The organism is Polynucleobacter sp. MWH-UH24A (assembly GCF_018687475.1).
Taxonomy (GTDB): domain Bacteria; phylum Pseudomonadota; class Gammaproteobacteria; order Burkholderiales; family Burkholderiaceae; genus Polynucleobacter.
In genome coordinates this window covers 676,682-699,364 of the sequence record NZ_CP061292.1, presented here as the reverse complement: position 1 = coordinate 699,364, position 22,683 = coordinate 676,682, and the positions used below count along the sequence as shown (strand labels likewise).

Genomic DNA, 22,683 nt, shown 5'->3' with positions numbered 1-22,683 from the left:
TCCTCTAGGACAAAACAAGTTCAACAATACGGTCAACGGTGATTCCCAAGGCTTGATAAACCGCCGGTGCAGGTGCGGATTCTCCAAACCGATTGATACCAACGACGGCGCCATCTAAGCCAACATACTTCCACCAGAGATCGCCCTGCCCGGCTTCAATCGCAATTCGTCGCACACCCTTGAGTAAGACCTCGTCTTGCCACTCTCGAGACTGACGATCAAAGGCCGAGGTGCACGGCATGGATACCACGCGCACCGACTTACCCTTAGTGCGTAAGAGCGCTTGGGCTTGCATCGCCAGACTCACTTCGGAGCCGGTTGCAATTAGCACTGCCTCAGGATTGGGGGAGTCGGATAAGACATAAGCACCCTTTAATACCTGGGCCTCCGTAATTGCTTGGGTGAGCTGGGGTAAATTTTGGCGAGATAAAAAGAGTGCGCTGGGTCCATCGGTACGCTCAATGGCAGCAGTCCATGCAACAGCGGTTTCAAATCCATCGCAAGGGCGCCAGAGATCAAGATTCGGGATCAATCGCAAGCTAGAGGCATGTTCAATCGGTTGATGGGTCGGCCCATCCTCACCCAAACCAATGGAGTCGTGCGTGAGCACATAAATGACACGCTGGTGCATGAGAGCACTCATGCGCATGGCATTACGGGCGTAATCCGAAAACACCGCGAAGGTGCCACCATAAGGAATGAAGCCTTTATGCAATGCAATGCCATTCATGATGGCGCTCATACCAAATTCACGAACGCCGTATGACAGGTAGTTGGCCACTTGATCGGGCTTTTGGTGCCAGGTGACACTGGCTTTCGCAGCGGTTAGGTTGGAACCGGTGAGATCAGCTGAACCACCCAAGAGCTCAGGCAAGGCTGGGACCAAAACCTCTAAGGCCTGTTGCGATGACTTACGACTGGCGGTTGGTGCCTCGATGGCTTTCATGCTGGCAAAGAGTTGTGATTTGGTGTTCGCCCAACCCTCAGGGAAGATCTCGCCAACGCGGCGCAGTAAGTCTTTAGCAAGCTCAGGGAACTCACGCTGGTAGTTGGCAAACGCTTCATTCCAAGCAGCTTGTTTGGCTTTGCCCGCTGCAAGCGCACTCCATGCCTCTTTGATGGATGCAGGGATCACAAACGGCGCGTGGGTCCAGCCTAGTGCTTGGCGGGTTGCTTGGGCTTCCTTCTCACCCAAGGGCGCACCATGTACATCATGGGTGCCCGCCATATTGGGGGCTCCCCATCCAATCGTCGTCTTACAAATAATCAGGCTGGGGCGCTTGGACTCGCTCTTTACTTGCCCGATGGCTTGTGTAATTGCGTTAGTGTCGTGACCATCAATCGGGCCAATGACATTCCAACCGTAGGCCTCAAACCGCTTGGCAGTATCGTCTCTAAACCAACCATCGACATGCCCATCAATCGAGATGCCGTTGTCGTCATAAAAGCAAATTAGTTTATTTAAGCCCCAGACTCCTGCCAGTGAGCAGGCCTCATGACTCACGCCCTCCATTAGGCAACCATCTCCTAAGAAGGTATAGGTGTGATGATTGATGATGGAGTGGCCAGGGCGATTAAAGCGCTTGGCGAGTAGCGATTCGGCCAGAGCCATCCCCACCGCATTGGCAAGGCCTTGACCAAGTGGACCAGTGGTGGTTTCTACGCCGGGCGTGATGCCGACTTCGGGGTGGCCAGCCGTGATGCTATGCAACTGTCGGAACTTCTGAATATCGTCAATACTGACGGCATAACCGGTGAGATGCAGTAAGGCATAGATCAGCATCGATCCATGGCCATTGGAAAGCACAAAGCGATCCCGATTAATCCATGCTGGATCGGCAGGATTATGCTGCAAGTGATCACGCCATAACACCTCGGCAATGTCTGCCATTCCCATCGGTGCGCCAGGATGACCCGACTTGGATTTTTCAACGGCATCGATGGCCAAAAAGCGAATGGCGTTGGCCAGTTCGCGACGATTAAGTGATGATGTACTCATATCCATTCGTGTTGTTGGTGTTACGCGCGATCATGATCGCGGTGATAGTTCTCAATACGCTCTACTTCATTTTTAGACCCAAGAATTACTGGGATCCGCTGATGAATGCTTTCCGGTTGAACGTCCAAGATGCGTTGACGTCCAGTGGAACCGAGGCCGCCTGCCTGCTCCACCACAAAGGTCATGGGATTGGCCTCGTACATGAGACGCAGGCGCCCTGGCTTGCTTGGATCCTTCGTATCCTTTGGATACATAAATACCCCACCGCGCATCAAGATCCGATGCACATCTGCCACCATACTCGCAATCCAGCGCATATTAAAGTCACGCCCCCGCAGGCTGGTTTTACCTTGCTTGCATTCACTGATGTAGCGACTCACGGGTGGCTCCCAAAAGCGCTCATTGCTAGCGTTAATGGCAAACTCACTAGTATCCGCAGGAACCTGAATATCAGGATGTGTCAGTATGAATTCACTCGATACTGCATCCAAGGTGAAGCCGTGTGTACCGCGACCCAAACTAAAAACTAGCATCGTTGCTGGCCCATAAATCGCATACCCTGCTGCGATCTGTTTGCGCCCCACTTGCAAATAATCACTCACTGTAAGCGTGGTGTTCGGGGTTGCAGGCAGTATTGAAAAAATAGTTCCGACTGAAACATTGACATCAATATTGGATGAGCCATCGAGTGGATCAAAGAGACATAGAAAAGAGCCGCCCTTAGGATTACTCAGTGGTTCATCGTTTTCTTCGGATGCAATTCCGGCAACTAAATTACCGGATTGAAAGGTCTGAATCAGAATCTCATCGGAGAGAACATCCAATTTCTTTTGGGTCTCACCCTGAACGTTCTGACTTTCTAAGCTACCCAGCACCCCAGCGAGTGCTCCTTGGGAAGTCAATACTGAAATTTCTTGAACTGCTTTAGAAATTTCTAAAACAAGCTTACCAAGATCAGGGTGAAGAGATTGATGCTGGGCCGATTGCTGGCGTAGATACTCTAAAAGCGTGATTCTCCCTGCTGGCATGGTGGCGGGTCTTTTGACTCATTAATTAAAACTCTATTTTCTCAGATATTTTGGTTAGCGCACCTTTTTTGATAAATCGGTTTCTGTTAACCTCAAACCTTCTAGAACAAACGATTTAGTGCGCATGAAAACATACAAAATTGCATCCATTCCCGGTGACGGAATCGGAAAAGAGGTGATCCCCGAAGGCGAAAAAATTCTAGCTGCCCTTGAAAAGCGCTTTCCTCAGATGAAGTTTGACTTCGAACGTTTTGATTGGGGAGGTGACTATTACCGCAAACATGGAATCATGATGCCTGAGGATGGTCTAAATCATTTACGTAACAAAGATGCCATCTTATTTGGTTCGGCTGGGGATCCAAAGATTGCAGATCACATTACTTTGTGGGGCCTACGCCTCAAAATTTGTCAAGGCTTTGACCAATATGCCAATATTCGCCCAACCCGTATATTGCCTGGAATTCAAACGCCATTAAGAAATTGTCAACCCGAAGATCTTAATTGGATGATCGTCCGCGAAAATTCAGAAGGTGAATATTCTGGTCTTGGAGGACGGGCTCATCAAGGTCACCCCATTGAAGTTGCCTCCGATATTAGCATCATGACTCGTGTTGGAGTCGAACGCATTCAACGTTTTGCTTTTGCTTTAGCGCGATCACGACCAAGAAAAAAATTAACACTGATAACGAAATCAAATGCTCAACGCCATGCAATGGTAATGTGGGATGAAATTGCTTGTGAGGTAGCCCGTGATTTCCCAGATGTGCAATGGGATAAAGAATTGGTAGACGCCGCAACCGCCCGCATGATTAATAAACCGAGCTCTCTAGATACGATTGTGGCAAGTAACTTACATGCTGATGTTTTAAGCGATTTAGCTGCTGCATTAGCAGGCAGTTTGGGAATTGCCCCAACCGGTAATATTGATCCCCAGCGCCGCTATCCATCGATGTTTGAACCTATTCATGGATCTGCCTTTGACATTATGGGACAAGGTTTAGCAAACCCTATTGGTACTTTTTGGTCGATTGTCTTGATGCTTGACCATCTTGGTGAAAATGAAGCGTCAAAGCTACTCATGCAGGCGATCGAAGGGGTCACTGCCAATCCAATACTTCATACTCGCGATTTAGGTGGGCAAGCCAAAATGATTGACGTCAGTAATGCAGTGATAAAAGCTATTCATTCTTGAGTGCTTAGGGTTCATACCAAGACGAAATTTGATCTTTATCGTGAATACTTGATAAAACCTAAGGAGAATGTCATGAATAAAACGATCGGTATTTTTAAGCAACTTGCTTTGATCTTTTTTGTGTTCGGTTTTGGTGGTGCGCACGCGCAACCTATTATCGACAAACAAATTCAATACATTATTCCATTTCCGGCGGGTGGGGAATCTGACATAGTGGCCCGAATTCAGGCTGATATTGCGATCAAAAAATATAATCAGCCAATGATTGTGATTAATCGCTCTGGCGCTGGTGGTGCGATGGTTTGGAGTCAGTTAAACACCTACCCTGCGGATGGCACAAACATCATCGGTGTCAATATTCCGCATACTATTTTGCAACCATTGCAAGAGGGTATTCAATATAAAACTGCTGACATTAATGCAATTTACTATTACCACTTTACGCCTGATGCCCTAATGGTTTCTGCCGATAGTCCCTACAAAACCTTTCAAGATTTTGTTGCAGCAGCCAAGAAAAATCCGGGGAAATTAACCCTTGCAGGATCAGCTCAATTCTCTGCAAATCACATGGCAACCGAACGTTTCAATAAATTAGCTGGTATCAAAGTGGAATATGTTCCATTTAAAGGGACTGGTGATTTGGTCTCTTCTCTGATCGGAATGCATGTTAGCGGAGCCATGGGCTATCTTCCTTTAGCGATTCAGCAAAAAGGTAAGGTTAGAACTCTTGCAATTGCTACCGAGAAAAGGCATCCCGCACTACCCGATGTTCCAACCTTTAAAGAGTTGGGGCTTAATTGGGTTGACGGTGCGTATCGAGGAGTGGCCATGCCTAAATCAACGCCTCTCGCTCTTCAAGAAAAAATGTCAGACTTTATCGGCAAACTCAATGCTGATCCTGAAGCTAAAAAACGGCTGGAGGATATGGGATTTGTTGTGGTGGATATCCCAGTTAATAAAATTCCTGCCTTTATGAAGGAGAAAACTCCTCTAGCGATGGAGGATGCAAAGAATGCTGGAATGATTAAATAGGGAAATTATTTTTTTGCCTTGTACTTTGCGATTGCGTCCTTAAGATCTCGGTACTCCTCACAAGGTAAGAAACAGGCCTTATTGAGTCTTGCCAGCATTTGTTCGGCACCGGCTAAATCGTTTTTCATTAAAAACAACTCACCGTAATACTCCAAGGCGCCACGATGTTTTGGATCAATCTTCAACGCCGCCTGATAGTAGCGCTCCGCAGCGGCTAAATCCGGCGGGGTCTTTTTGCGTTGCGCATAACCGAGCAGGTTATTCCAATCCGCTGAATTGGGTTGATTGGCTGCAAGTAGTGTTTTGATGGCAGCATCATAATTATTTGCCTTAATCTCTTTTTGCGCATCCGCTTGCCAAGAGGGAGCTGACTCACTTGGGGTCGTATCTGCTGCGATCGCGCCCAATGAAAACACGATTGAGAAAACAGTAATAGCAAAACGTTTGATCGCCATGATGGATCCTCCAAATGATGAATCATTATGATCCAACTCCATCAAAATTGCTGATCAGAACGTCTCCCGCTAAGATGATGCCTATGAAGAATCTTCGCAACTACCTCTTTTTGATCCCCTACCTAGTTGCGGTGGGCGTTGGCCTAAAATTTGGTTACGAGTTTGGCTTGCAAATCAGTGGGCCGATCATGGCCGTGATTACCGCCCTTCTCGGGGCAGTATTTTGCTCCATCATCGTGGAATCGTTTTTGGGTAAAAAACGCAAAAGCGATTCCTAGGTAACACTTATTTCCGGCGATTCATATTCCGGATGGCGACCATGGCGCCGATGGCAACAATCAAAATCGCAACAACATAACCAGCTTCCATTGCTTTCTCCTTGATTAAGAACTACGACCCATACCGCTCGAACTTGTTTGCAAGGGTTGCGGTAATACCCGTTGCTTGATTAATGGGGCCATGGCAATGATCGTCGCAATTAAGAGCACGATCTCGAGTGCATAAACAGCAATATAGCCTGTACTCGGGTCGATCAAAGCAGGACCGAAATAACTGTTCATCGCGAAATAATTAACAAGATCACGAATCACTCCACCCAAGGCCATCGCAATACCCGCCCCAGTAGCCTGCACGGCACCCCAGGCACCTAAGGCTAAGCCGCGCTGCTCCGGTGGTGCAAGGTTCATGGTGGCGGTTAATGTACCGTGACCAAATAAACCGCCTCCAAAACCGATGAGAAAGACCCCGAAGCTAAAGAGTGATGCGGAGGCTAACGGGGCCGCCAGAATCACCGCCATAAATGCAGGTAAGCCAAGCAATGCCCCCATACTGGCCATCCGAAATGGATCAGCCCCACGGCTTAGAACCCGCGATGCAAGGCCAAATCCGATTAAGCCACCGATTGCCAAGGTTGCAGTCAAGAATGTCGTGGAGCTAACACTAAGTTTAAGAATTTCACCGCCATAGGGCTCCAACAGAACATCCTCCATGGTGAATGCCATGGTTCCCAAACCAACTGCGGTTAAGCGACGAATAGCGTGATCGCCTTTGCAAAAGAGCTCCCAAGATTGTTTAAATGTGGGTTGGTCGGGATTCTTAAAACGACGACTTCGATCACGGGTCTCCTGCTTCCATAGCGCAATCACATTCAAAATCATCGTCGTAATTGCGCACCCCTGAATCACTTGAATTAAACGGCCTGGTGAAAAATCCTCCAAGACCGCGGCAAATACAAATGCGCTCACAATCATTCCGAGGAGCAACATGACATACATCAGTCCAACTACTTTGGGTTGCGACTCTTGAGGGGCTAAATCGGTTGCGAGTGCCAAGCCAACGGTTTGGGTAATGTGGATACCGGCCCCCACGAATAAGAAAGCAAGGGCGGCAGAGGCCTGACCAATCCAAGCTGGGGCGCTGGCCGAATTTCCACCGCCGGACAAAACCAATAGGGCAAATGGCATGACTGCAAGACCGCCAAACTGAACTAAGGTTCCGAGCCAAATATAGGGAACACGTCGCCACCCAAGTTCAGAGCGATGGGTATCCGAGCGAAAACCAATTAATGCTCGAAATGGCGCAAACACCAATGGCAAGGAAACCATGATTGCGACCAAGGAGGCGGGTACACCTAGCTCGACGATCATGACACGATTGAGTGTCCCGATTAATAGCACTAAGGCCATGCCAACCGAAACCTGAAATAAGGATAGTCGCAGAAGACGCGAGAGAGGTAAGTCGGGGGTAGCGGCATCCGCAAACGGCAGAAACTTAGGACCAAGACTGGCCCAGGATTGCACTAGTTTCTCGCTTAAGCGTTTCATGTATAGCTATCTCACCATCAGGATCAACCGGCGTCAAGACTCACTATCAAAATGCAAAAAGTCCGAGGCCCGCCGACCTCGGACTAGTGAAAAATTAAAGTACTTTACTTCTTCACTGCAGGTGCTGCAGGTGCTCCCGCTGATGAGCCCGAAGCGCTTGCGACTTTATCAGCGTTGCCATTCAAAAATGCTTTAACCCACGTTGTATTGTTGAGAATCATTGTATGAACAGCGAATGAACCAACTGCACAGGCGCCCAAAAACAATGGGATCCCGACGGATGGTTTTACGACACACCACATTTTTCCGTAAATCATTTTTTAATCTCCTTATTTCAGCCAAGGCGAATAAATGTACGCAAGCAAATGGGCAAGAGCTGCGATCATGCCAAAAAACTGCGTGCCTTGAATCAGATTACGGTGTAACTCTTCAGATTCAGCCTCCGTTAAGCCGGTGGGCCATACCTTGTTTGGGTCTGACATAGTTTTCTCCCTTTGAAAGACACCCTACTGCTCGTGCTCCACCCGCACGCGGGTTTTATGACACCCTCTGCCACAAAATCGAAATAACCTACTTTTCCTAAGTGTAATTCTAATTTTACATATATCTTTGTCAATAAAAATATACATATATGGGCGTCTAAATGCCCACCCATGGAAAAATAAGGAAATTACTGAGTTAAATCAGTGATTTAAAGAAATAGAAAAAAGTCCCTTTTTGGGGCTTTTGTGGTGCTTTCCAGTGAAATTTAGATGTATTCGGCCACTTCGACCAGGTTTCCGTCCGGATCCCTGAAATACACCGAGCGAATTGGCCCCAGCGCTCCACGCCGTTGCACCGGCCCGGTATCAATCGCCACACCAACTTTTTGAAGATGCGCAATAAAGTCATCGAGTGGCACCTTTGAGATCAAGCAAAAATCCCCCGCACCAATGGTTGGAACTTTTGCCTTCGTTGGGGTCTCGGTATTTTTATCTTGAAGATTGATCTTGTAGGAGCCAAACAATAAGGCATAGCGTGGCTGCCCTTCCGGCCCCTTAAAGAACTCCCGCTCAAAACCGAGTGCCCTTTCGTAAAACTGGGTGGTCTTCTCAATATCCGTCACAGTAAGAACGAGGTGATCAACGCGGTCAATAAGAAGAGTCATGGGCTTACTTTAATTGAGAAAGATAGTGAGCAATGGCTTTTAGATCATCATCGCTCATGCCATAAAGTGATGCTGCCATGATTGTATCTCTACCAATAGCCTGATTAGAACGAAACTGCCTCATGCTATAGAGAAGATAATCTTCGCGTTGAGCAGCAATACGTGGCATCTGATCTCTACCAACATAATTTGGCAAATGGCATGTTCCACACAAAGCCTCTTTTGAAATAGTTTGACCCTTTTCAAACAAAGTTACATTGCGAGGTCCTGCTTGGGATATTGCGGGGCTGTTTGAGTAAAACTTAGCAATAGCCACAATTGCGGCATCACTTACACCGTCGAGCTGACCTTTCATGGCGGGTATATCGCGCAGTCCCTCCCGAATCATCACCAACTGATTTTCTAGAAAGGTCTTGGGCTGACCCGCTAAAGACGGAGTGCCCGCAATCTTTGAATTGCCATCTGGGCCATGGCAAGCACCACAGACTTGTAACTTAGCGCTAATATCTTGGGCAAAAGAAAGCGACGTTGCACTAGAACAGATAAGTCCTAAGGCTAACGTCGCTATTCGTAGATACTGCACATCAATACTGCGGATTACTTAGCTGCTACTTGTTGCTTTTTGTAAGTCACGCGATAAATTGCACCCAATTGCTCGTCAGAGACCAACATCGAGCCATCTGGCATCTGTAATAAATATGCAGGACGTCCCCAAAAGGATTGGTCAGCAGGGTTCATAAAGCCAGTGATGAATGGGGTGATCTTAGCGTTTTTACCATCCGCGCTAGACTTTACCATCACAACGTCATAACCAATTTTTTGATTACGGTTCCATGAACCCTTACGTGCGATAAAGGCAGCATTTTTATATTCGGCAGGAAACATGTTGCCGGTATAGAACTTTAGGCCCATCACGGCACTATGAGGGCCCATTAAGGCAACAGGCTGCTCGACTCCAGCGCAAGGATTAGCCTTCTTCACAACGTCATCGGGTAAATTCCCTTGATGGCAATAGGGAAAGCCGTAATTCAACCCCGTTTTTTGCATGCGGCTTAAGGTGTCATTTGGCTTATCGTCTCCCATCCAGTCGCGCCCATGATTGGTGAACCAGAGTTGCTTGGTGGTGGGATGCCAATCAAAGCCAACCGTATTCCGCACGCCCGTTGCCAACACTTCCATACCTGATCCATCTGGGTTATACCGACGAATCTGAGCATATTCCGGAGTTGGCAGCTCACAAATATTGCAAGGGGCTCCAAAAGGTACATACAACTTACCATCTGGGCCAAAGGCGATGTATTTCCAGTTGTGATGTTGCTCCGGGGGTAAATTGAACTTCGCTGTTAGATCAACCGGTGTGACGTTTGGATTTTTTTCGATCCCGTCGTAACGAAGTACTTTATTGATTGCCATTACATATAAAGAGCCATTCTTGAAAGCCACTCCTGCGGGCTGAACGAGTTTATCTACCACCACACGGCTGGTTCGCTCTTTACCGTTGTCGCTCAACTCATAGACTCGACCAATTGCTCGAGTACCAATATAGATTTTGCCGTTATCACCGCGTGCCATCGCTCGAGCACCAGGCATCCCCGTTGCCCACACCTCAATCTTGAAACCGGGTGGTAATTTCAACTTATCAATCGGAATATCGCTAACAGGGGTCACCGTCATCTTTCCAGGCAGTGGGGCCAACTTGGAATTAGCCATATCAGGGCCCATACCCTGCTTCCATGCCGGAGCGGGCGCAGCAGCAGCTGGGGCTGGAGCAGGCGCCTCAGCCTTAGGGGCCGGAGCGGTTGCACAGCCTTGCAAAACCAAGAGTGATGAAGCAAACGCAGCCATTGAAGCAATTGAAATCGATCGATGGATCATGGTTATTTCCCCTTTTTGTTGGAGTACTATTAAACTAGGTTAGTACTTAAATGTAATCCCTTTTTACCGTAATGGATATAACAGTTAATAAGGGTTTTGCCTGATAGATGGCATTTCATTAGCCCCAAAGCAAATGCCCTCAGAACTGATAATTTGCCTTGGCGCCCACTAACCAGTTGCGAGTTGGGGCAGGTTCATAAAATTGGCTACTCGTTTGATTAACAATTACAGACCCCACATAGGATCGATTCAAGATATTGTTAATCCTAAAAAACTGGGACAACGACCACCCCCCAGCGATTTCTTGTCGAAACATTGTTCTAAGATTCAGAACAGCATATCCAGTGGCCATGCTGGGACTATTGATGTCATTAACAGCCATCGAACCATTCACTCGCGCCTCAACAGCAGCTTCAATGGATTTATTCGGTTTCACCCACAATAACTCGGAGAACAATCCTTGATTTGGCACGCCCGGTATTCGATTGCCACTTAATACGTAAGCATTATTATTTAAATAAGCTTCCTTAACCGTTGCATTTAACAAGGTGTACGCCATATTCAGCTCAAATTGATGGGGCAAAATTAATTGGGCGCTTGCTTCGATACCCTGACGATTAGTTTTTGGGGCATTCGTGAAGGATGTTCGTCCAAAGCTTGAGGCACCAACCACAATATCGTTGCTTGTATTCGCATTAAATAGAGCAAGGATAATTTGCGCTGATTTAGACAATTTAGACTTAAAACCAATCTCAACCTGTTTAGTCGTTGCGGCATTTAAACCAAAATTAGATCCTGTAAAGGATGAGTTATAGGTCACTTGATTTAAGGTTGGTGTATCAAAGCTTGAACCATACGACACATAAACGTTCGAAACTTCGGATAAGTAATATTGCAACGAAACCATACTCGTCAGGGCTTGATACGCATGAGATCCGCTACTTGTATTGTTAAGACTGGGATTATTACTAATCGAGCTCAAATTTGTTTGCGAATTACGCGCTCCAAAATTTAAAGCTAGGCGCTCTAATAAACGCCAATCAATATGAGCATATTGATCAAAGTTTTTAGCGCTCATCCGATACGTTTGCCCTAGCGCTCCCTGAATACCACCATTATTTTGATAAGTTTGACGCTGATCATCATTTTCGTTGAAATCAACTCCCCCAACGAATGTCAATGGCATCCCAATCAATTGATCTTTATGAATCCACTTACTATCCATTCCATAAAAATCTCGCTTTAAATCAATAACTCCATTGTTGGTTGCAGCAAGAAATTGGGTCACATGACGCTGCCCATAATAAGGGGTAAATAGCAGCTGATTTTTTTGATCAATGCGAGTATCAATTGTGAATCCAGTTTGGGTTTGTAGAACTGTCTTGCGAGTATTTTGAGAAATCGCGTTATTACCAGCCTGTTTGGGGTTTGCAACCAACTGCGCCGCTGTTAAACCTAAAGGGTCTTGGGCACTGAGGTTGACATTATTGGCAACGAAAGTGATCACGGAATCACTCACTGGTCTAAATTTAATCTTTGAATTGGCGTTAAATCGGTCGGCCGCACTATGAACGCGATAGCCATCGGTATGAAAATCGCCAACATCAAATAAGTAGTTTGTGTTTTTATATAATCCGCTTGCCTTAATGCCAGCCTTACGCTGCGAATATGAACCTAATTCAAAATAAGGTTGAATATTATTTTTAGGGCCGCCATCTTCTGAGAAAACACTGATAACACCGCCAGATGAATTTCCGTACAAAACTGAAAATGGGCCTCGAATTACTTCGATACGCTCTGTGGATGGCAAATCAATGTGCGAAATTTGACCCTGTCCATCCGCAACAGTTCCGGGGATATTATCAACATACAATCTGATGCCTCGCGTACCAAATGTTGAATTTGCGCCAAAGCCACGCGATGAAATCTGTAAATCTTGCGCATAATTTTGGCGATTTAGAGCAAAAATGCCTGGTACACGATTTAAGGGCTCAGAGAGATTATTTTCTGCCTGTCCATTGTGGATCTGACTGCTAGTGACGACATTAACTGAAGCAGCTGTATCCAATATTTTTTGCTCATAGCCACTGACGGAGATGACCACCTCATCCAATGGCGGAGCCTCGTACTCGGGCTCTTTGGCGTAAGCGAATTGAAAAGCAAGAAGACTTGTTAAAAGGATCGGTTGTTTGCGCAAATTAAAGCCATTTAAAGTTATTTTTACTAGCCTGCAATATTCTCAACCTCCGCCCCTTCTTGTGTATAGGTCAAATCGCTCTAAGATCACCTGAACTTGATCAATAGTTAAATTGAAAAAGCATAATTGAAGATCTAACTGGGGTATCCGCAGCAAAGAAATCTGACGGTCATCCCTCGTAAATCCAATCATCCGTACCTTTGCATGAGCTGATTGCAACCATATCTTGCCATCAATTTCTAAAGAACAATCTCCATAATAGTCGCCAAGCGCATCTGGTAACCATCGTAATAGATCCTCAGTTGTACAACCCATCAAACATTCAAACTGCATTATCCGCCCGCAACGGGTGGGCATAGTGCAAGGGCGTCATTTTCTTGAATGATCGTAGTAGCCCTTTGATCTGGGGCAACAAAGTGGCCATTTAGTAAAACCAAATGCACTAATTGATTTGGTAAATTTTGCATTTCAATCATTTGGGCAACCGTAATACCCTCTGGTACATCCAATTGCACTTCATTGCGCTTGGCATGTTTTGGCAAATACGGGGTAAGGCTTGCAAAAAGCTTGAGGGTTACCTGCATCACTAAATTTTAAGCAATCCAAGCTGCTTGAGATTGCCCCTTGGCTAGATACGCAGCCATAATTTGGGTCGGATCCTCGAGCAATTTATCTTTCCATTCCCCAAGAGCAACGCGGGTCTGAATCAAACCACGGAGCGCTCCGATGTGATCTGTTAAACCTAAACTGGTCGCGCCGATTAAGCGATCGCGATCAAATTCCAGGCGAATATATTGATATTGATCCGGGTTGGTATGTTCAACGTACTGCCCTCCCTCAACACCAGCCCATTGACCAAATGAACTTGAAATAAGCCCTAGGGTATCGAGAACGTTGACTTGTAAAGCGCCTCGGGTTTGCGCATGACCACCCGCCATATTGGTTGCTGCAATCATGGCTTGATCTGCAGCATTGGGCTGAATGGCATTAACGATAGGTTTGCCGGTGCAGAAATCAGTTGATTCGGTGACATCTCCAGCGGCATAGATATTAGGGTCCGAGGTTTGCATACAATCATCGACAGTAATTCCTGTATGAATACTTAGCTTTGAATCTTTTAAGAATTCAATATTTGGTTTTACACCTGTGGCCGATATCACAAGATCAACTTCGATACGCTCGCCATTGGACAGGCTCACCTGCAGACCAGAGCCTCCTTGCGCAATAGCCTCCACCTTCGTCTTCGTATAAACCGTGATTCCTTTTTGCTCAACCCATTGCTTAATGAGTCCTCCCGCTTTTTCGGTCATCATGCGCGGCACCATCCGATCGCCCATCTCTACTACCGTAAGCTTGACGCCCTGGCTTGCAAGTGCTTCCAAAATGATGCAACCAATAAACCCTGCACCCATCTGGAGCACCCGTGCGCCTGGCTTCGCAATCTTTTGAATCGCACGAGCATCCTCAAGCGTCCAACAGGGATGCACGCCAGGCAGATCAATTCCTGGAATATTCGGTCGAATCGGTTTAGATCCTGTGGCAATTAGCAATCGATCGTAAGAAATAATCTCACCCGAATCAAGGGTGACGCGTCTACTCCCAGGCTCCACCCGTGTTGCATGCGCTTTTTTTTGCTCAATCTTTAAATTGGAGAAATGATTGGCATCTTTTCGTAGGAATGTGCCTTCTTCAGAAATATTTCCAACTAACAAATAAGGTATGGCCATCCGTGAATACGGCGGGGAGTCCTCTGATCCAATCAGAACAATCGAATCATTTGGCTTGAGACGACGAATCTGCTCAGCAGCCAACACTCCCGCTGGGCCATTGCCCAGAATGACATGCTTCATCATTACTCAAAGACCTAAACGTTTGCGAGTTTCGGAATTTAGACGACCTTCGCTATCCCAGCCACGAACTTTGTAATACTCGGGGAGCATCTTATCGAGACCGCTAACGGTACCCTTACCGGGTCCTGTTTTTGCAGGTTCGGTCATCAAACGCTTCGGTAAATTGTCATCTTTACTCGTAAAGCCAGCACGATTATTAAAGTCGCGCTCCATATTCCAAATTCGTTCGCCAATCGTATTTAAATTTTCGACCGTAAACTCTTCACCGCAGGCAGCTTGCACCTGAGGAGCCACGTCCGCAAGGGTCCAAGCAAAACTCGTGAAAATACAAATACCAGCTGAGTCAAAAGCGGCGGTAGCATCCTGAAATGCCTTCACCAGCTCGGGCTTGCCATTCGTTTCAGTAGGCTCTGTTTTGACCGGAATACCTAAGACCTCCGACGCAATGGTGTAGCCACGAAGATGGCATGCGCCTCGATTCGATGTTGCATAGGCTAAACCAATACCCTGAACAACTCGGCCATCATAGGCGGGAAACTCTTGACCCTTCACACTCATCGATAAATCGGGCTGACCATATTTCTTGGTTAACTTTGCTGAACCAAGTCCAATCTCTTTTCCAAAGCCCTCGCCTTTTGCAGTGATCTCAGCAAAATAGCAAAGCGCTTTCGCTGAACCAAATGGGGCTTCAATGCCTAATTGTTCTTTTTTAAGCACTCCCATTTCGTACATTTCCATTACAGCGCCAATCGTTGCGCCAAAACTGATTGGGTCCATGCCCTCTTCATTACAAACCATATTGGCAAATTGCAAAGCCTCAAGGTCATTCACTCCATTGGCAGCGCCAAGAGCCCATGCAGCTTCATACTCTAAGCCTCCCGAGGCATTAATGTATTGAGGGCGGTTCTGAATTGAAAAATGAGTCTCGTCAATTTTTGAAATTCGTCCACAAGCAATCGTGCAACCAAAACAGGCTTGGTTTGTTACTAGATGAGGCTTACCATCGGTTTCACGCGGGGTGGCCATGGCTTCTGCCGAAATATCTTTAGCGCCCTCAAACTGAACATCTTTGTGATTGCGCGTTGGCAAAGCGCCAACTTCATTAATCACATTCATCAGCACTTGTGTGCCATAGGTCGGCAATCCTTGTCCAGTCACAGCATGCCCAGCTAAAACAGCCTTTGCAGCTGCAGTCGCTTTCATAAAGCCTTTGGGGTCTTTCAAATTACCAACCCCCTTGGTTCCCCGAACAGCAATCGCCTTCAGATTTTTACTTCCCATCACAGCGCCAACTCCAGAGCGGCCTGCGGCTCGATGTAAATCATTGACGACGGATGCAAATAAAACCTGGTTCTCACCAGCCTTACCAATGCATGAAACACGAATTTGCGGATCTTGATGTTTAGCTTTAATACTTGGCTCTGTTTCCCAAACCGATTGACCCCAAAGGGAACTGGCGTCTAATAATTGCGCATTGTCATCTTGGATAAATAAATAAACAGGTTTGGGCGATTTACCTTCAAAAATAATCATGTCCCAACCTGCCATTTTGAGTTCGGCCCCCCAATATCCTCCCGAATTCGAGCACGCAATCGCCCCAGTTAGTGGGCCTTTGGTTACAACGGTGTAGCGCCCGCCGGTCGATGCCATTGTTCCCGTTAACGGTCCGGTAGCCCAGATGATTTTGTTATCAGGCGATAAGGGATCCACCTTAGGGTCAATTTCTTCGACAAGGTATTTCGAAGCGAGACCACGGGAACCTAAGTACTCCTTAGCCCATGCCATATTAAGAGGCTCAGACTGGCAAGTACCCTTAGTTAAATTAACACGAAGAATTTTTCCTGACCAAGACATAATGATCTCCTCTTAAGCAGCGGGTTGGTTGCCAAGCTTGTCTGCCCAAGCTCTCATTCGATCCAAGCCGGTCCAATCGGCATCAACGTAGGTAATGGCGCCGGTTGGACACGAAGTGGCACAAGCGGGATCGCCTCCACACAAATCGCATTTCTGGACTTTGCCAGAATCCTGCACATAATTAATTGTTCCAAAAGGACATGAGATCGTACAGACTTTGCAACCTACGCACACATCTTCAATCACTACTTTTGCGCCAGTATTTGCATCAATCCGAATTGCATCAACCGGGCATGCTTTTAAACACCAGGCTTCATCGCATTGCGTGCATGTATAAGGAACCTTTTTTCCTGTGGTATGAAAATCAAAAACCTTGATCCGAGATTTGGCGGTATTAAATACGCCGTAATTTTCGTAACTACACGCCATTTCACATTGCAAACAGCCAGTGCATTTATCCGCATTAATGAGTAGTGATTTCTGCATGAGAGTATCCCCATCGTGTAAATGATAATTTTGCTTATATTGCTCAATATTAAGGACAAGCCATGCCAAGAACAAGTAACTTCCTCTTGGGTCAGTAAAAACCCTTAATTTTGTTAACTTTTGAGATGCGCTATCGCATTCGCACAAACAAAGGCTGAGGACCAAGCCCACTGGAAATTATGCCCTCCGAGGTGGCCGGTGATATCCACGCACTCGCCAATGAAGTAGAGATTCTTAAGGTTTTTGGCCATCATGGTCTTCCCATCTAAGGCCTTTGTATCAATCCCGCCTAACATCACCTCCGCTTTTTTCCAACCCAAGGTTCCTGCAGGCTTCATTTGTGCTTTAGTTAAATGAGTGCGCAAGACCTCTCGATCTTTCTTAGACACTTCTGCCCAATTGCGTTTAGTGAGCTTAAGTTGCTCAGTTAATAATTGTGCAACGCGTTGCGGTAGCGCTTCTGCGAGGATCGTATCTACATTTTTTTTGTCGGCCTCTGAAAAGAGCGCATCAAAATCAGCCTTACCCAACCAATTGATATGAATGGCTTCGCCTTCTTGCCAATAACTACTGGCTTGCAAAATAGCTGGGCCAGAGAGACCTTTATGAGTAATCAATAAATCCTCGTCAAAACGGTAGGTTCCGTAACTTTGATTACGCTGTCCCGCCTGGACGCTCGCCTCTATGCTGATTCCAGCCAAGCTGGTGAATGCTGAAAACTCATTGGAAGTAAACGAAAGCGGTACCAGTGCTGGCCGTACCGATGTGGTTGGGATTTCAAACTGCTTGGCAATTTGTAACCCAAAATCACTCGCGCCAATCGCTGGTACCGGTAAGCCACCGGTTGCAATGATTAGATGAGTCGCTTTTTTAATTCCATCTGTCGTTTCTAAAGACCAATGCGATTGCGTTTGGCTGATATGGGTAACCGATACTGGATGATGAACCGTGACATCGCCCTTCTGGCACTCAGTCAGCAGCATCTGAATAATATCTTTTGCGGAGTTGTCACAAAATAGTTGACCGCGATGTTTCTCATGAAACGGAATGCGGTACTCGCGCACTAAATTGATGAAATCTTTTGCTGAATACCGTGCTAGCGGACTCTTTACAAAATGGGGATTGAGCGATAAAAAGTGTTCAGGGGCCGAATGAAGATTAGTGAAATTACATCGCCCTCCACCACTAATGCGGATCTTCTCACCTAAAACTGGCGCGTGATCGAGTACTAAAACCTTTTTACCAAGTTGACCTGCAATTCCTGCACAAAAAAGTCCGGCAGCACCACCACCGATAATGATGGCATCCCAAATCAAATGGCGCTTTCTCGACCCAGAATTTGGTGATCGCCTCGATTCAGCGCGTTGCGCACATAATCAATACTACTTCTTAAGGTATAGAAATCACTTGAAGCGCGCTTAGGCACTTTCAGCGCGAGGGCGCGTCTTTCCATTCCAGCTAACGTTTCTAAATAGTCCGGCAACTTCTTGGGATCGTAGCTCACTAAGAGATCATTCTCAAAAAACTTTAGCTCCCCATAAATACGATTGAGTTTTGATTGCACCCGTCTTAGTCGATAACTAGGTAATGATAGGATGATTGGATACGCAATCGCAAAAAATGGTAATAATGTAAAGAACATCCGATGCACAAATTCAGCCACCCAAAATGGTAAGAAGTCCATCAAGACTGGTAAGCCACGTTGATGAAACTGTTGCGCTATCGGGCTTTCTGGAAACTCCGAGTTCATAAATGCAGGAAACTCTCCGCGCTTAGTAAAAAAAGATTCCTTGCCATTGATTTCTTGGGCTGCCATAAGAAACAGAAACTGAATCGCTGGGTGCATCCGATCGTCAATCAGTAAGTTAGTGACGGTAGAAAGCATTTTGGTGTCATTAGGTGGGAAATTACGCGCAATATTAAAGCCACCCATAGGTATCTCGAGCTCCTCAAGATAATGGATGTTCTTGGTATATGCTGCAGCTCGATTAAAGCTCAATAAATTAACCGTTGGATCGTTTAATAGAGCCTGGACATTTTTAGCGCGTAAGCCATCAACCATCAAGACAATATCAACTTCACCGTTTTTTAACGCGGTCACAGCTTCATCATTTTTGATTGGTAATAGTTTTGGCAGTCGATCGACTTCACTAACTCGCAAAATATTCATGGCTTGCACATGGGTGCCGCTGCCCTCGGGTCCTATTGCGACGCGTGCTTTAGCGAATTTATCAAGATCCAATAAGCCGTTTTTTACAAATGATCCTTTATAGAAAACCCAAATCGGCTCATAGTCGACACTTCCGAGGGACTCAACACCGGGAACTTGTTTAGTATGCAAGGAGCCGCCCTGAACAAAAGCAGCCTGGATGGGATCTTTGCGATCAGCAAGACGAGTAATGTTTTCTTGCGAACCCTGAGTGCGGACCAATTCAATGGTCACACCTCTTTTTGCAAAGAAGTCTACATACTTAGACGCTAACTGCTCATACGAACCGCCTTCGATACCAGATGCCATCATGATGTAGCGCGGTGGGGGCGGATTCCAATAGGCAAGCAGACCAATCAGAATAACAAGCAAAAGGAGTAGCAGAGGCCAGGTTTCTTTAATGAAACTGATGGCATCTCGGAACTGATCCTGAGCGGTTTCAAGAACAGCAACAGCAGTATCTTTGAAGTCTTCCTTGAAACTGCCCATAATTAATGCGTTACTTCTTCTTGGCGGTATTCATCCCTAAGAGCGGATACGCTGGACAGAAACGAAAGATGCCAGTTGCTAATGGCACAAGCCCGATCCATCCCCATGCTCCAATCACTCCGCTTAACGATAAAAGAATTAATAAACTTCCTGCGGTAATTCGCAGGACTCGATCCGTATGGCCGACATTACATTGCATCATAAACCTCCTTTTTAATCAATTAGTTATTTACAGTAATTTTGATAGAGCAAGTTCATCACCGACATCGCTACAGGGTTGGCGCCAGAGTAATAAATTTGCTTCCCCTCGCGACGGGTTTTAACCAGCTTTTTCTTGCGCAAAACAGTTAATTGCTGTGAGAGGGTTGGTTGATGAATATCCAAAGAATCTTCTAACTCACCCACGCATTTTTCACCTTGACTAATTTCACACAACAACATCATTCGGTCTCGATTTCCTAGAACCTTCATTAAATCAACCGCTTTATCAGCCGACTGGCGCATTTTCTTTAAATTGATATTGATAGCCATCGATTCACCAATTAGAGGACATTGAACGGGATTTTGAGATAGGTCTTACCATTTGCTTCAGCAGGTGGTGGGTGACCGGCACGAATATTGACCTGAATCGAGGGCAAGATCAAAACTGGCATCTCCAAGGTCTGATCACGCTGATTACGCATCTCCACAAACTGAGCTTCGGTGACCCCCTGATGAACATGAATGTTTTTCCGCTTCTCCTCGCCCACCGTAGCTTCATAGGCGATCGGGCGATCGGTGGGCGGGTAATCATGGCACATGAATAATCGCGTGTCATCTGGGTAAGACAAAATCTTTTGCACTGACTGATAGAGTGTTTTGGCATTGCCGCCCGGAAAATCACAACGCGCAGTCCCAACATCCGGCATAAAGATCGTATCGCCAACAAAGATCGCATCACCAATCGCATAGGCCATGCATGCAGGCGTATGGCCAGGAACAAATAGGGGATGGATGGTTAAGTTACCCGCATATATGTCCTGGCCCTCTTCGATCAAGTAATCAAATTGCGAGCCATTGGTTGGAAACTCACTCTCAAGATTAAAAATTCCTTTAAATACTTTTTGCACATCCTGAATATGCGAACCAATGGCGATCTTGCCACCAAGATGCTTTTGAAGATACGGCGCAGCACTGAGGTGATCCGCATGCGCATGGGTCTCTAAAATCCAATCCACCGTGAGCCCCTGTTCTTTGACGAAGGCAATGACCTCATCGGCAGACTTCGTCTTAGTACGGCCAGATTTTGGGTCATAGTTCAGCACCGAATCAATCACCACGCATGGCGTATTCGGTTTTTCATAAACCACGTAGGTAAAGGTCCATGTTCCCTGATCGAAAAAGGCTTTAACGATTGGCTTTTGCATGCTTTACTCCTTATCCAAGGTGAATTACAATATATTTAATTATATAATATATTTTGATTTAATTAAAGGTAAGTCGTTCATACTATCTTGATGGATTTAATCGGTCTTTTACAACCCCATCTCATCCCTGCAGGGCTTGGCGTGTTCGTTGGCCTCATCATGGCGCTAACGGGCGCCGGCGGTGGGATCTTGTCGGTTCCCTTACTTATTTTTATTCTCAACCTACCCATGGTTGAGGCAAGTCCTATTGGACTATTGGCGGTAACCATATCATCGGCACTCGGCGCCATCTTGGCATTGCGAACTGGATTGTTAAGGTATCGTGCTGCCACTCTATTGGCCTTTGCGGGCTTGCTATTGTCACCCGTGGGGCTTTGGCTGGCGCACCAAATTCCGAATCAACCCTTGATGCTGATTTTTGCGATCGTGCTCCTCTACGTAGCAGGACGTATTTTTGTAGAAGCCTATCAACAATCAAAGGGGATTTTTAAAGAGCCAAAAGCAGTACCCTGCTCTCTCGATTTATCGATTGGTCGCTTAATTTGGACCGTCCCTTGTGCGCGAGCACTGATTGGCTCTGGAGCATTGGCTGGATTTTTATCCGGGCTTTTAGGTGTTGGGGGTGGCTTTGTGATTGTTCCCGCACTCAAACGCATTAGTGATCTGCCAATGCAATCGATCGTTGCCACCTCCTTGGGTGTACTGTCTCTAATTTCATTGGGGGGCGTCGCAGGCTCTGGGCTTGCCGGAACCATGAACTGGCTAGTTGCGATCCCATTTGCATTTGGTGCGATTACCGGGATGATGACTGGTCGCCTGATTGCTCCGAAGATCAGCAGTCAATGGACTCAACTCATCTTTGCTGGGTTCTCAGGGCTCGTTGCGATTGGTTTGATAATGAAAGCGCTTTAGGTCAAACAAAATCCGCCCTTTAATAACTCGGCCGGCAAGGTCATACCACGATAAAACCCATAAACAGCAGTTACTATCAATAAGAGTGCGGCAAGGTATCGTACCCAAGCCTTCTGTCCGAACTGCATCAAGGCACCACTGACCTTGGTCAATATCAATAGGCTAGGCAAAGTACCTAATCCCATTGCCAGCATCAGTAATGCGCCCACGATTGGATCGCCCGACAAGAATGCAAGAGCCAGCACTCCATAAACTAAACTGCACGGTACCAAGCCCCAAAGCATTCCCGTGATCCAACGCGCTAGCCCAGTTCGAGATTTTGCAAAGTGTTTTGCCCACCATTGCGATAAGGCCTGTGCAATTGTTTGACCAAAAAGATGGGTAATTCTCTTACCGCTTGGATTGATCAACCGATAGGCTTGATAGAAGAGAATCCCCGCTGTAATTCCAAATAATGCTCGCTGAATTGGAATCACTTCTTGCCTCCAAAAAGCAACTCCCAGCCAAGCAGCCCCTACTCCCAAAGTCATGTAACTGGCAATCCTTGCCAAATGAACCACCATTTGATCCCAAACAACCTTCGACCGATTGGGGTAAACCTTAATTTTTGCTACTGATTGATCGATCGAGGCCGCAATTCCCCCACACATCAGAGCACAATGCCAACTGCTAGCCATTGTGGCTAGAAGAATTCCAATAAATAATGTGCTACTGAGCATGGGGCGTGAA

General features: G+C 46.5%; 24 protein-coding genes. 4 read left to right on the top strand and 20 right to left on the bottom strand.

Translation table 11 applies throughout. From position 1 onward, the window contains the following. Nucleotides 1–4: 4 nt before the first annotated feature. A complete protein-coding gene (tkt, locus tag ICV32_RS03670; protein ID WP_215372014.1) occupies nt 5–1,999 on the bottom strand; it encodes a transketolase in 1,995 nt (664 codons plus the stop codon). A gap of 20 nt (nt 2,000–2,019) precedes the next feature. Further along, on the bottom strand, nt 2,020–3,027 hold the full coding sequence (locus ICV32_RS03665; RefSeq protein ID WP_215372012.1) for a class 1 fructose-bisphosphatase: 1,008 nt from the start codon (nt 3,025–3,027) through the stop codon (nt 2,020–2,022). A 124-nt stretch (nt 3,028–3,151) separates the two neighbouring features. Between ICV32_RS03665 and ICV32_RS03660 the strand changes: the two genes are divergently transcribed. Both ICV32_RS03660 and ICV32_RS03655 read left to right on the top strand, forming a co-directional pair. Beyond that, nucleotides 3,152–4,219: a tartrate dehydrogenase gene (locus ICV32_RS03660; RefSeq protein ID WP_215372010.1), complete on the top strand. Its 1,068-nt coding sequence runs from the start codon at nt 3,152–3,154 to the stop codon at nt 4,217–4,219. A gap of 72 nt (nt 4,220–4,291) precedes the next feature. Beyond that, nucleotides 4,292–5,251 (top strand): tripartite tricarboxylate transporter substrate binding protein, encoded by a 960-nt coding sequence (locus ICV32_RS03655; protein ID WP_215372008.1) that lies wholly within the window; start codon nt 4,292–4,294, stop codon nt 5,249–5,251. Between the two features lie 5 nt (nt 5,252–5,256). Here the strand turns inward: ICV32_RS03655 and ICV32_RS03650 are convergent, their stop codons facing one another. Next, complete coding sequence (locus ICV32_RS03650) at nt 5,257–5,706, bottom strand: lipopolysaccharide assembly protein LapB (RefSeq protein ID WP_251371921.1); 450 nt, start codon at nt 5,704–5,706, stop codon at nt 5,257–5,259. 83 nt (nt 5,707–5,789) lie between these two features. Between ICV32_RS03650 and ICV32_RS03645 the strand changes: the two genes are divergently transcribed. Next, nucleotides 5,790–5,984, top strand: a complete 195-nt coding sequence (locus ICV32_RS03645) for a hypothetical protein (protein ID WP_215372006.1) — start codon at nt 5,790–5,792, stop codon at nt 5,982–5,984. Nucleotides 5,985–6,089: 105 nt separating this feature from the next. Here the strand turns inward: ICV32_RS03645 and ICV32_RS03640 are convergent, their stop codons facing one another. The 16 genes from ICV32_RS03640 to ICV32_RS03565 all read right to left on the bottom strand — a co-directional run bounded on the left by ICV32_RS03640 (nt 6,090) and on the right by ICV32_RS03565 (nt 21,042). Next, the gene (locus ICV32_RS03640) at nt 6,090–7,529 is read right to left on the bottom strand and encodes a PucC family protein (protein ID WP_215372004.1); all 1,440 of its coding nucleotides are present in this window, start codon (nt 7,527–7,529) and stop codon (nt 6,090–6,092) included. Nucleotides 7,530–7,633: 104 nt separating this feature from the next. Continuing rightward, the gene (locus ICV32_RS10055) at nt 7,634–7,831 is read right to left on the bottom strand and encodes a light-harvesting protein (RefSeq protein WP_256437870.1); all 198 of its coding nucleotides are present in this window, start codon (nt 7,829–7,831) and stop codon (nt 7,634–7,636) included. Nucleotides 7,832–7,858: 27 nt separating this feature from the next. Beyond that, nucleotides 7,859–8,011, bottom strand: a complete 153-nt coding sequence (gene pufB, locus ICV32_RS03630) for a light-harvesting antenna LH1, beta subunit (protein ID WP_108508170.1) — start codon at nt 8,009–8,011, stop codon at nt 7,859–7,861. 266 nt (nt 8,012–8,277) lie between these two features. Further along, entirely contained in the window at nt 8,278–8,676 is a 399-nt protein-coding gene (locus ICV32_RS03625) for a VOC family protein (RefSeq protein ID WP_215372001.1), read from the bottom strand. Nucleotides 8,677–8,680: 4 nt separating this feature from the next. Then, nucleotides 8,681–9,259, bottom strand: a complete 579-nt coding sequence (locus ICV32_RS03620) for a cytochrome c (RefSeq protein ID WP_215371999.1) — start codon at nt 9,257–9,259, stop codon at nt 8,681–8,683. A 14-nt stretch (nt 9,260–9,273) separates the two neighbouring features. Beyond that, nucleotides 9,274–10,551: a sorbosone dehydrogenase family protein gene (locus tag ICV32_RS03615; protein WP_251371920.1), complete on the bottom strand. Its 1,278-nt coding sequence runs from the start codon at nt 10,549–10,551 to the stop codon at nt 9,274–9,276. 139 nt (nt 10,552–10,690) lie between these two features. Further along, a complete protein-coding gene (locus ICV32_RS03610) occupies nt 10,691–12,748 on the bottom strand; it encodes a TonB-dependent receptor domain-containing protein (protein WP_215371997.1) in 2,058 nt (685 codons plus the stop codon). Between the two features lie 332 nt (nt 12,749–13,080). After that, nucleotides 13,081–13,332, bottom strand: a complete 252-nt coding sequence (locus tag ICV32_RS03605) for a sulfur carrier protein ThiS (RefSeq protein WP_215371995.1) — start codon at nt 13,330–13,332, stop codon at nt 13,081–13,083. A gap of 9 nt (nt 13,333–13,341) precedes the next feature. Next, nucleotides 13,342–14,598 carry an NAD(P)/FAD-dependent oxidoreductase gene (locus tag ICV32_RS03600; RefSeq protein WP_215372528.1) on the bottom strand — a complete coding sequence of 419 codons (1,257 nt, stop codon included), beginning with the start codon at nt 14,596–14,598 and terminating at the stop codon, nt 13,342–13,344. A 6-nt stretch (nt 14,599–14,604) separates the two neighbouring features. Further along, nucleotides 14,605–16,452 (bottom strand): aldehyde ferredoxin oxidoreductase family protein, encoded by a 1,848-nt coding sequence (locus tag ICV32_RS03595; RefSeq protein WP_215371993.1) that lies wholly within the window; start codon nt 16,450–16,452, stop codon nt 14,605–14,607. Between the two features lie 12 nt (nt 16,453–16,464). After that, a complete protein-coding gene (locus ICV32_RS03590) occupies nt 16,465–16,938 on the bottom strand; it encodes a 4Fe-4S dicluster domain-containing protein (protein WP_215371992.1) in 474 nt (157 codons plus the stop codon). A 113-nt stretch (nt 16,939–17,051) separates the two neighbouring features. Then, nucleotides 17,052–18,254 (bottom strand): aminoacetone oxidase family FAD-binding enzyme, encoded by a 1,203-nt coding sequence (locus tag ICV32_RS03585; RefSeq protein ID WP_215371990.1) that lies wholly within the window; start codon nt 18,252–18,254, stop codon nt 17,052–17,054. Beyond that, entirely contained in the window at nt 18,251–19,636 is a 1,386-nt protein-coding gene (locus ICV32_RS03580; RefSeq protein WP_215371988.1) for a TAXI family TRAP transporter solute-binding subunit, read from the bottom strand. Before ICV32_RS03580 ends, ICV32_RS03585 begins: the two co-directional genes overlap by 4 nt. Before the next feature lie 10 nt (nt 19,637–19,646). Next, nucleotides 19,647–19,838, bottom strand: coding sequence for a DUF2892 domain-containing protein (locus tag ICV32_RS03575; protein WP_371817069.1), 192 nt, complete (start codon nt 19,836–19,838; stop codon nt 19,647–19,649). Between the two features lie 23 nt (nt 19,839–19,861). Beyond that, nucleotides 19,862–20,167, bottom strand: a complete 306-nt coding sequence (locus ICV32_RS03570; RefSeq protein WP_251371919.1) for a metalloregulator ArsR/SmtB family transcription factor — start codon at nt 20,165–20,167, stop codon at nt 19,862–19,864. 11 nt (nt 20,168–20,178) lie between these two features. After that, entirely contained in the window at nt 20,179–21,042 is an 864-nt protein-coding gene (locus ICV32_RS03565; RefSeq protein WP_215371986.1) for an MBL fold metallo-hydrolase, read from the bottom strand. A gap of 90 nt (nt 21,043–21,132) precedes the next feature. Here ICV32_RS03565 and ICV32_RS03560 point away from each other — a divergent pair, with 90 nt between their 5' ends. Beyond that, complete coding sequence (locus ICV32_RS03560; RefSeq protein ID WP_215371984.1) at nt 21,133–21,954, top strand: sulfite exporter TauE/SafE family protein; 822 nt, start codon at nt 21,133–21,135, stop codon at nt 21,952–21,954. Here ICV32_RS03560 and ICV32_RS03555 read toward each other — a convergent pair. Then, nucleotides 21,951–22,673 (bottom strand): sulfite exporter TauE/SafE family protein, encoded by a 723-nt coding sequence (locus ICV32_RS03555; protein WP_215371982.1) that lies wholly within the window; start codon nt 22,671–22,673, stop codon nt 21,951–21,953. The two genes, ICV32_RS03560 and ICV32_RS03555, sit on opposite strands and share 4 nt — an antisense overlap. Nucleotides 22,674–22,683 lie beyond the last annotated feature (10 nt).

Coding starts and splice junctions, on each gene's coding strand:
- tkt (WP_215372014.1), bottom strand. CDS start 1,999: ATGAGTACATCATCACTTAATCGTCGCGAACTGGCCAACGCCATTCGC.
- ICV32_RS03665 (WP_215372012.1), bottom strand. CDS start 3,027: ATGCCAGCAGGGAGAATCACGCTTTTAGAGTATCTACGCCAGCAATCG.
- ICV32_RS03660 (WP_215372010.1), top strand. CDS start 3,152: ATGAAAACATACAAAATTGCATCCATTCCCGGTGACGGAATCGGAAAA.
- ICV32_RS03655 (WP_215372008.1), top strand. CDS start 4,292: ATGAATAAAACGATCGGTATTTTTAAGCAACTTGCTTTGATCTTTTTT.
- ICV32_RS03650 (WP_251371921.1), bottom strand. CDS start 5,706: ATGGCGATCAAACGTTTTGCTATTACTGTTTTCTCAATCGTGTTTTCA.
- ICV32_RS03645 (WP_215372006.1), top strand. CDS start 5,790: ATGAAGAATCTTCGCAACTACCTCTTTTTGATCCCCTACCTAGTTGCG.
- ICV32_RS03640 (WP_215372004.1), bottom strand. CDS start 7,529: ATGAAACGCTTAAGCGAGAAACTAGTGCAATCCTGGGCCAGTCTTGGT.
- ICV32_RS10055 (WP_256437870.1), bottom strand. CDS start 7,831: ATGTGGTGTGTCGTAAAACCATCCGTCGGGATCCCATTGTTTTTGGGC.
- pufB (WP_108508170.1), bottom strand. CDS start 8,011: ATGTCAGACCCAAACAAGGTATGGCCCACCGGCTTAACGGAGGCTGAA.
- ICV32_RS03625 (WP_215372001.1), bottom strand. CDS start 8,676: ATGACTCTTCTTATTGACCGCGTTGATCACCTCGTTCTTACTGTGACG.
- ICV32_RS03615 (WP_251371920.1), bottom strand. CDS start 10,551: ATGATCCATCGATCGATTTCAATTGCTTCAATGGCTGCGTTTGCTTCA.
- ICV32_RS03605 (WP_215371995.1), bottom strand. CDS start 13,332: ATGCAGGTAACCCTCAAGCTTTTTGCAAGCCTTACCCCGTATTTGCCA.
- ICV32_RS03600 (WP_215372528.1), bottom strand. CDS start 14,598: ATGAAGCATGTCATTCTGGGCAATGGCCCAGCGGGAGTGTTGGCTGCT.
- ICV32_RS03595 (WP_215371993.1), bottom strand. CDS start 16,452: ATGTCTTGGTCAGGAAAAATTCTTCGTGTTAATTTAACTAAGGGTACT.
- ICV32_RS03590 (WP_215371992.1), bottom strand. CDS start 16,938: ATGCAGAAATCACTACTCATTAATGCGGATAAATGCACTGGCTGTTTG.
- ICV32_RS03580 (WP_215371988.1), bottom strand. CDS start 19,636: ATGGGCAGTTTCAAGGAAGACTTCAAAGATACTGCTGTTGCTGTTCTT.
- ICV32_RS03575 (WP_371817069.1), bottom strand. CDS start 19,838: ATGATGCAATGTAATGTCGGCCATACGGATCGAGTCCTGCGAATTACC.
- ICV32_RS03570 (WP_251371919.1), bottom strand. CDS start 20,167: ATGGCTATCAATATCAATTTAAAGAAAATGCGCCAGTCGGCTGATAAA.
- ICV32_RS03565 (WP_215371986.1), bottom strand. CDS start 21,042: ATGCAAAAGCCAATCGTTAAAGCCTTTTTCGATCAGGGAACATGGACC.
- ICV32_RS03560 (WP_215371984.1), top strand. CDS start 21,133: ATGGATTTAATCGGTCTTTTACAACCCCATCTCATCCCTGCAGGGCTT.
- ICV32_RS03555 (WP_215371982.1), bottom strand. CDS start 22,673: ATGCTCAGTAGCACATTATTTATTGGAATTCTTCTAGCCACAATGGCT.